8 protein-coding genes are annotated in these 8,790 nt (G+C 31.6%); 3 read left to right on the forward strand and 5 right to left on the reverse strand.

Annotation, left to right across the window (positions count from 1 at the left end; genetic code table 11):
- Positions 1-83: 83 nt before the first annotated feature.
- Positions 84-1,148: a branched-chain amino acid aminotransferase gene (locus FUA24_RS04700; protein WP_187388166.1), complete on the forward strand. Its 1,065-nt coding sequence runs from the start codon at positions 84-86 to the stop codon at positions 1,146-1,148.
- 95 nt (positions 1,149-1,243) lie between these two features.
- Here the strand turns inward: FUA24_RS04700 and FUA24_RS04705 are convergent, their stop codons facing one another.
- Genes FUA24_RS04705 through FUA24_RS04720 form a run of 4 tightly spaced genes read right to left on the reverse strand, consistent with a single transcriptional unit; the run spans position 1,244 to position 5,139 of the window.
- A complete protein-coding gene (locus FUA24_RS04705) occupies positions 1,244-2,578 on the reverse strand; it encodes a Gfo/Idh/MocA family protein (RefSeq protein WP_148540254.1) in 1,335 nt (444 codons plus the stop codon).
- 32 nt (positions 2,579-2,610) lie between these two features.
- Positions 2,611-3,567, reverse strand: a complete 957-nt coding sequence (locus FUA24_RS04710) for a formylglycine-generating enzyme family protein (RefSeq protein ID WP_148540255.1) — start codon at positions 3,565-3,567, stop codon at positions 2,611-2,613.
- 22 nt (positions 3,568-3,589) lie between these two features.
- Positions 3,590-4,180, reverse strand: a complete 591-nt coding sequence (locus tag FUA24_RS04715) for a YceI family protein (RefSeq protein ID WP_148540256.1) — start codon at positions 4,178-4,180, stop codon at positions 3,590-3,592.
- A gap of 17 nt (positions 4,181-4,197) precedes the next feature.
- Positions 4,198-5,139 (reverse strand): FAD:protein FMN transferase, encoded by a 942-nt coding sequence (locus FUA24_RS04720; protein WP_187388167.1) that lies wholly within the window; start codon positions 5,137-5,139, stop codon positions 4,198-4,200.
- Positions 5,140-5,333: 194 nt separating this feature from the next.
- Here FUA24_RS04720 and FUA24_RS04725 point away from each other — a divergent pair, with 194 nt between their 5' ends.
- Entirely contained in the window at positions 5,334-6,080 is a 747-nt protein-coding gene (locus FUA24_RS04725) for a helix-turn-helix domain-containing protein (protein WP_148540258.1), read from the forward strand.
- 8 nt (positions 6,081-6,088) lie between these two features.
- Here the strand turns inward: FUA24_RS04725 and FUA24_RS04730 are convergent, their stop codons facing one another.
- Entirely contained in the window at positions 6,089-6,475 is a 387-nt protein-coding gene (locus tag FUA24_RS04730) for a pyrophosphohydrolase domain-containing protein (protein WP_148540259.1), read from the reverse strand.
- Between the two features lie 604 nt (positions 6,476-7,079).
- On the opposite strand from FUA24_RS04730, the gene FUA24_RS04740 reads away from it, so the two are divergent.
- Positions 7,080-7,991: a T9SS type A sorting domain-containing protein gene (locus tag FUA24_RS04740; protein WP_187388168.1), complete on the forward strand. Its 912-nt coding sequence runs from the start codon at positions 7,080-7,082 to the stop codon at positions 7,989-7,991.
- Positions 7,992-8,790 lie beyond the last annotated feature (799 nt).

Consider the following 8,790-nt stretch of genomic DNA (forward strand, 5'->3'; position numbering starts at 1 on the left):
ATTTCAATTTTAAATGATTTATGTAAAGATACCTCTTTTTTAAAAACCTTTTATTTAACTTTGCCCTATAAAACTACAGACTTATGAGCACAATAATCAATGACATTGAGATTATTAAAACAGAGTCTTCTAAGATTAATGAAGTAGACTTTGATAATTTGAAATTTGGAAGTGTGTTTTCTGACCATATGTTGGTATGTGATTATAAGGATGGTAAATGGCAAGCTCCTAAAATAATGCCTTACCAGCCAATAACACTAGACCCTTCTGCAAAGATTTTCCATTACGGACAGTCGGTCTTTGAAGGCATGAAAGCATATAAAGATGCAGATAAAAATGTCTGGTTGTTTCGTCCTTTAGATAATTGTAAACGATTAAATATTTCATCAAAACGTTTAGCTATTCCAGAATTACCAGAAGCGTATTTCATGGAAGGATTAAAAGCTTTATTAGAGCTAGATAAAGATTGGATTCCAACAAACGATGGAAGTTCTTTATACATCCGCCCATTTGTATTTGCTTCAGGTGAAGGGTTTCATGCTTCTCCAGCAGATGAATATAAATTTATAATTTGTACTGCACCATCAGGTTCCTATTTTTCTGGTGAGGTAAAAGTACTTATTGAAGAAAAATATTCGCGTTCCGCTAACGGTGGTGTTGGTTTTGCAAAGGCAGGAGGAAACTATGCTGGTCAATTTTATCCAACTCAATTAGCCAAAGCCAAAGGGTATCAACAAGTTATTTGGACAGACGATAACACCCACGAGTATATCGAAGAAGCTGGTGCTATGAACATCTTTGTTAGAATAAACGATACTTTAATAACAGGACCAACAAGTGATAGAATTCTTGACGGTATAACACGTAAGAGTATAATTGAACTTGCGGAATCTGAAGGTATTAAAGTTGAGGTTAGAAAATTAACCGTTGCAGAAGTCGTTGAAGCTGCCAAAAATGGTACATTAAAAGAGATGTTTGGTGCAGGAACTGCAGCTGTTGTTTCTCCGATTGCCGGGTTTGGATATAAGGGTACTGATTACGATTTACCTAAATTAGATGAAACCTATGCTAATTTCTTAAAGAAACGCATAACAGACATTCAGACTAATAAAGTAGACGATTCCTTTGGATGGCGTTTTAAAGTGTAGCCTATACCTTCCCTTAAGGAAGGTGATACGCATAATATGATAAAAAAACGAGGAGTAAAATTACTCCTCGTTTTTTTAATTCCTAATATTACAATTTACATTACAACTGTTTTACCTGGAGTTGGAACTGGATAATTTCCAAATTCATCTGGTAAAATAGGAGGTGTAGAATTCATATCTGTAGCATCGGTATAATTAAACAATGCTACTTGAGATTCTATAGCTTTATCCCATTTCATTTCTTTTCCAGACCAACCAGACATTCTTCCAAAAGCTCCAGTCATTGAAGATTGGGCTGCATAAAATCCGTCATTAAAATATTCTTTACCATGGTATATACTTTCCATAAGTGTTTTTTGTACCATATCATGGGCACCATGAAACTTACCATGTTCCTTGCTACTAGCCTTAAAAATTTCTTTCCCTTTATGATTGTATATGGTAGCATTACCAGCAATTATACATTTACCTTTAGTTCCATAAAAATACTCTCCATTTTTATTTTTACAGTTAGGAATATTTCTACTGTAACTATGAACAGAAACTCCATTTTTGTATTTGAAGTTTGAGGTTAAACTATCAAAACCTCCAAGAGAACCAGAAAAGTCTTTACCAGGAGATTTACCTCCCATGGCAAGTACAGACTGCGGGTGTGCTTCTTGTAAAACCCAATTCACTATATCTAAGTTATGAACGTGATATTCTTCAACGTTTCCTCCACTTACCCAAGAAAAAGATCTCCAATGCCTATTTTGAAATTCCATTTCGGTCCAATGCTCTTTTCTTGGTCTTGTTAAATCGCCTATTGGTCCACCCATCCAATAACATTCAGCAGATAAAATATCTCCAATAGCACCATCATGAAGCTCATTAACTACGGCTTGGTACCCTGTTGAATATCTTCTCTGTAGTCCACCAGCAACAAATAACTTCTTTTGTTTAGCTAAAGCCGCAGCAGCCATAACTTGTTTAAAACCAACTGAATCTACACACACTGGTTTTTCCATAAAGACATGTTTATTTTGCTTTATGGATTCTTCTAAAATTTTTGGTTTAAAGGCTGCTGGAGTAGTTATGAAGACTACATCTGCTAAAGCAATGGCCTCTTTATACCCCTGAAACCCCGTAAACTTGGTATCTTCAGTTACTTTAATTCTAGATTTATCCTTTACATTATTCAATAAAACTTTTTCTCTGTGATCTATTTTATCTTTGAACAGGTCGCACATAGAAACAAGTTCCGTAGGAATGTCCAAATCTAGAGCAGCTTTAACAGCTCTGGCACCACGTCCTCCGCATCCAATATAGGCTATTTTTAATGCATCAGCAGAACCGCTATTAAATCCAAAACCGCTGGCCATAACTCCTGTAGAAGTTAATAATCCTGCTCCTGCTAAAGCAGAATTTTTTATAAAATTTCTTCGTTCCATAATAATTATATGTGTTATTTTAATTTAGTTGCTTATTCTAACATAGAAGAGAAAAATAGTTCTGCTTCTTCTTTGGTTGGTTGTTTTAATGGTCTTACTAATCTAAAGCCAACAAATTCTGAATCTGTGTTCCACCAGAAACTTTTTGGTAATTGTGGGTCTCTAGCTTTCCAGTCGTCTGTAGACGTTATTCTATTTGAACTTCTACATTCCTCTGCATCATCTATAAACGAACCTCCCCTAACGGATCTCGGGTACAAAGCATCGGGAAAACCTCTTGGATCGGTCTCACCATCTTTAATTTTAGTATAAAAATCTTGGTAATACTGGTCTAAACACCATTCGGACACATTACCATAAATGTCATATAATCCGTAGGTGTTTGGTTTTTTCTGCCCTACTATATGCAATTGACCATTAGCATTTTCGGAATACCAAGCGTATTCGGCTAAGTCCTTTTTCTTTTTACCAAAGAAATATGGTGTTTCTGTTCCTGCTCTCGCGGCATACTCCCATTCGGCCTCTGTAGGTAATCTATAGAAAACCCCAGTTCTCTTGTACAACCATCTGCAATAGGACAAAGCGTTGTATTGTGTTAGTCCTACGGTAGGTTTCATATCTTCGTCTCCTAATCCTTTAGAAGGATCTTCATATGGACTTGAAGGTCTTGAAATGACTTCAGGATTAGGTTCCCCATTAGCCAATATATCTCTTGTTGCATCTGTAAATAACAGAAACTCTTTATGGGTTACCTCATAAACTCCCATCCAAAAAGAACTCACTTCTACTTGTTTTTGTGGTAGCTCATCAAGCTCTTTTTTCTTATCCTTTTTTGAGGCTCCAATCATGAAAGTCCCGCCTTCAATTGGTACTAGTTTAAAAGAAACATCAGTTCCTTCTATGTTTTGTGTATAGGCTTTAAATTCTTCTTGAGCAATTCCTTTAACAGATAAAAGAATAGCAAAAATTATAATGTTTAAAAATTTCATACAAATTGAATTAGCAATTAACTTATTTAGTAAAACTCACGTTGAATGTTACATTCAAATCGTCTTTAGTTTGTAGTTTGCCAAAAAAGGCCGTTGGTTTAACAATATCGAACATAGAAAACGTAACGCCCTTACTACCCTTAAAAGAAATGGTACTTAAGCTAGAATTAAAAGTGCCATTAAAAGTAACTTCTAATGGTTTTTCTATTCCAGCCAACTTAATAGTACCTTTTGATTCCAGAACAAAACTATCGTCTGTTACAGATGTAATTTTGTTTTCGGTAGAGTTATAAATTACATTTGGGTTTTCAGCACTTTTTAAAGCTTTTTTTATTTTAGAATTCATTATTGGTCCCCGGCCGCTTTCCATTTTCTCAACTGGAAAACTAAATTCTAAAGTGGTATATAGCGCAGCTCCCTCTTCAATTTTAATTGCCTTGTCCATAATAAAAGTACCCGATGGCTCTAACACATCAACAGACCAGTCGCTTACCGTAGACGAGCCATCTATTTTCATTTTACTTTCTTCCGAAAGACTATATTTTATTTGTGCTTGACCATATACCCCTATTACGAGTAATAGTCCTAAAATTTTCAATTTTCTTATTATCATTAACGTTCTTATTTGGTTTAGTTGAAAAATTGTTCTGTTTTAAAGAAGACACCTTGGGTATTAAATATTAGTACCTCTGTGTCTTTATGATTATTCAATATCTCTTGAATTTCAGTTTTACTAGTCAATATATTGAATGTAGACGCTAAATAATCTGCCGTTGTAGCATTATCTGCAATAACCGATGCACTTAGATTGTGTGTTACAGGTAACCCGTTTTTAGGATTTATTATATGAGAGAACTTCTTTCCTTTAATTACTCTGTAGCGGTAAGTGTTACCAGAAGTTGCAACGGCTTGTCCTGATTTTAAACTAATTGTATAACTACTTTGGTTTTTAGAAGATATACCTACTTTCCAATATTTTTTATTTTCTGGCGCACCAAAAACTCTTATATCTCCTGCTGCTTCAATTAAAAATGAACTAACACCTCTGTCTTTTATATACTTATACACCTTATCTATAATATACCCCTTAGCTATACCTCCTAATTGAAGCTTGCCCTTCCCTTTAAGCGTTAAATGATTTTGTGTTACATTCAAAACCTTATTCAGTCCAATTTTAGATGCCTGTTTTTTCAAATTTCTTTCTGTTGGAATTTTATTTATTCTTTCAGCCTTATTCCAAAATTCTATTAAAGGCTGAATCGAAATATCAAAATAACCATTGGTCTTATTGTATGCCAATTGGGCATCATTTAAAAGCTCCAGTAATTCATTAGAAGGGGTTTTATATATCTTTTTAGTGTTTAAATGACTTATTTCGCTTGCACTGGAATAATTGCTTAAAATAGAATTTAAAACATCTATATATAGGTAAGTATCATTTGCAATCTTATCGGCTTTTGATTTACTGGAACAAAAGAAAATCAATTTAAAATTACCGCCTAACTTGTTTTCATTATAACTAAACTTTTTGGCATGCGATTTTCCAGTTAAAAGCACTGTTATTATAAACACTAATATTTTAAAAAACTTCCTAATTTCCAATGGAGTACGCCTAAAAAATCAATCACTTTTCAAAGTTACTTTTTGAGGTGTATTTTTTATATAAACAAATTATCTTTTTATTGTAAAATATAACCAATCTCATTTTTTAGACCTACAATAACTAGTATCTTGTGGGGTAATAAAAAGTAAAAAATATCCACATAATGAATTATGATGAGGTAATAAATAAGAAAATTAATTCTATAGATTTTACTCAAAAACTATTTGAACGTACCAATTTAGGCTTTTTTGCTAAAGACAAAGACGGAAAGATTATTAGCCTTAATTCATATATGCTTTCTATTTATGCAGTTGATAAAAAATCTGCAGTTTTAGGAAAGAATGATTTTGACTTTCTACCATCCCATTTTGCAAAATCTATTACTAAAGATGATTTTTATGTGCTAAACGAAGGAAAGCCAATAATTGATAAAATAGAGATGGTACCGTTTATTGATTTTAAAACGTACTGGTTAAAAACTTCTAAATATCCAATATTTGATGATCAAAATAACGTTATTGGATTGATAGGAGTAACTTCTAAATTAAATGAGCACGGAGAATTTAGTTTTAAAAACGAAAAGCTAATGAGCGTTTTAAAATATATGCAAGAAAACATAGATAAAAAAATTGCATTAGACGATTTATGTGAGATAGCATTAATGTCTAAAACATCACTACTAAGACACTTTAAAGAAGACTTTCAAATATCTCCTATAGCCTACTTGAAAAAAGTTAGATTACATCTTGCATGTAATATGCTTAGAAACTCAGATAAAGATTTAGCTACCATTGCAATTTCTTGTGGTTATCACGATCAGAGTCATTTTAATAAAGACTTTAAATCTATTCTCAATGAAACCCCAAAGAATTATAGATTAAGACATCATGCAATGAAAGAAGCTAATTAATAGGTTTTCTATTTATTTAAAATAGCTTCTATATTCGGTTTAAAATAGTTTGGTCCCTTAAGTACCTTTCCATCTTCTCGGTAAATCGGTTCGCCATCTTCGCCCAACTTACTCATATTACTACGTTGTATTTCTTCAAAAACTTCTTCTATTTTGTATTGTAAACCATGCTCTATTATGGTACCACATAAAATATAAAGCATATCTCCTAAAGCATCTGCTACTTCTACTAAATCGCCATCGTTGGCAGCATCTAAGTACTCTTCATTTTCCTCTCGCATTAATTTATAGCGTAACATATTTTTTTCATTTCCTAAATCTGCTTTTGGAGTTTCTCTATGTCCAATTTTAAATGCGGTATGAAATGCTTTAACAGCTTCTATTTTATCTTTCATATATCTCGTTTTGTCATTCCATAACTTGTGCTGAACTTGTTTCAGTAAGGCGGGAATCTCATCAATATTAATTAAGTTTGCATAAAAGTAATTATATGTTTAGTAAAGGTCAAATTGTATTTGGAGTTTTATTTTTTATTGTCTTTGCTGTTATTATCGGTTTTACGTATCGCAAAGACTTAAAATTGCACAAACGCTTCTACTCCGGTAGTATTTGGATTCTTATTGCTTTTATTGCTTTTATTCTTCTTATTGCCGCTATTAAGTTCTTTTTTAAGTAAATATATAATTTCCTACTTTTATAATTTAAAATTCTTTCTTTAATTGTAGTTTTTAACTATTTTAAACCTACATTTGTAGTAAAAATAATCAATAAAAACTATTTAATGAAAATCTTAAAAAGTACACTAATTTCATTCTTACTTTGCTTTTTTACTAACAATCTGAATGCGCAATATGAGTTCATAATTTCTAAAAAAAATTATAATTCAGACGGATGTTTGACATCGTTTAATTTAGACTACAAAATCCCCTCACGAACATCAAACGTATTTCTTATTATCTTTACTTTTACAGTGAAGGAACTCTTAAGAACAAGATAAATTTGGGAAGAAAACGACCGGGAATTTACTCTTTCGGTACTATAAACAATCCGAAAACAACAACTATTAATTTAATAGGTCGGAAAACTTTTGGTTCGAGAAGAACATATTTCAGTCAAAGATTTATTCGCTGTCAAAATGATTCAGATTCAGATGGTATTCTGAATGGAGAAGACGAATGTAGGTATGAGTATACTAATAGTTCTATTAATCATGGCTGTCCAGGTTATCCGGCTTTAATAGTAGATGAAAAATCTACTCTAGCTGCACCTGCTTGGGGACATTACGAATTAGGATATGCTCGTTCAAGTAACAATCCCCCAATTCTAAGTAGATTTGACGATGGTTTTTTTGATTTTACAAAACTTAGAATAAAAAATATTGGTGATGGCAATGCTGTAGGTAATGAGCTAATAAAAATAAACTTTTATATATCGAAAGACAACAAAATTTCAAGTGATGATTTCAAATTCCCCGAAGAGTATATCATAAATTCTTATGCTTTGATTGAACCTGATCGAAGTAAAGACTTTAGAATTAAACTTTTTGGAGAATCTGTTGCTAATAACTTAAGTTATGGTCGATATATATTCATAATTAATCTACAACACTATAGTAAAAATGGTAACACTAAAGAGAGTACATATTCATTTCCTGTTGAATATATCAATACTTATGTTGGCTGGACCTGGGGTAACAAGCAACTATCAACTAAGGAAAAAGAACTAGAAACTTTCAAAAATCCCTCTAACAATTACAAGCCATATAGCTTAAATGTTTACAGTTTTGATGGTAAATTAGTAAAATCAACCATTGTTAGTTCTGAAATCGAAGAAAAAAATAGTTTAATTAATTTAAAATCTGGAGTATACATACTTAAAACTCCAAATAAAATACAAAAGATAATAAAATAAACATTGATAGATTATACTTCAAATATAAAATCAAGTAAATCAATAATTCTAAAATTAATAAAAAGACCTTAGAAATTCTAAGGTCTTTTTTTGCTTTATAGTTATATGGCTACTATAACTTTGCGGTATCTAACAAATACGTACTGGTAGGAAAAAAAAGTTTATAACTGTTATATAAATAAAGACGTTTTTTACGCAACCTTTTTTTGACCCGTACATCTATTTAACAGCTATCAATCTATAATTAAAAATGAAAACACTTTTAGTAATCTCAATTCTACTGGCAATTAATCTACTGTTATTAGTATTTAGTGTCAATAAAAAAACAGACCCCTGAAAAGAGTCTGTTTTATCGGAAAATCAACTAATTACTATGTTACCTTAGGTAACTAGTTAAAGTTTTTATTACTTTAAGGCATTTGCCTTTCAAATGTTTCGGGTAGAGACACTTCGTTTTCTGCCTTAGAATTTATCTTTGGCTAATTCTATTCTATCTCAATTAGTATTCTACAAGTTTAAACTCTTGCATTAAAGACGAATACTTAAACAATGTTTTCGTTTTATTTTTAAAAGTTGATATTTTATTCCAAATACCTCCAATTTCAACTCAAACAATTACTATTTAAAACAAAAATACACTTATTTTAAACAAATTAGACATCAAATCAAGGGATTAATAAACAATTTATTAACTAAAGTGAAAAATAAACTATCTTTGGGTAACTAATGACTCAAACACCAAAAGATGAAAATTTTAAAGTATATTCTCTTTCTCTTGTTAATCATTTTTATTGGAACC

The sequence above is a fragment of the Seonamhaeicola marinus genome (genome assembly GCF_008085455.1).

Coding starts and splice junctions, on each gene's coding strand:
- FUA24_RS04700 (WP_187388166.1), top strand. CDS start 84: ATGAGCACAATAATCAATGACATTGAGATTATTAAAACAGAGTCTTCT.
- FUA24_RS04705 (WP_148540254.1), bottom strand. CDS start 2,578: ATGGAACGAAGAAATTTTATAAAAAATTCTGCTTTAGCAGGAGCAGGA.
- FUA24_RS04710 (WP_148540255.1), bottom strand. CDS start 3,567: ATGAAATTTTTAAACATTATAATTTTTGCTATTCTTTTATCTGTTAAA.
- FUA24_RS04715 (WP_148540256.1), bottom strand. CDS start 4,180: ATGATAATAAGAAAATTGAAAATTTTAGGACTATTACTCGTAATAGGG.
- FUA24_RS04725 (WP_148540258.1), top strand. CDS start 5,334: ATGAATTATGATGAGGTAATAAATAAGAAAATTAATTCTATAGATTTT.
- FUA24_RS04730 (WP_148540259.1), bottom strand. CDS start 6,475: ATGAAAGATAAAATAGAAGCTGTTAAAGCATTTCATACCGCATTTAAA.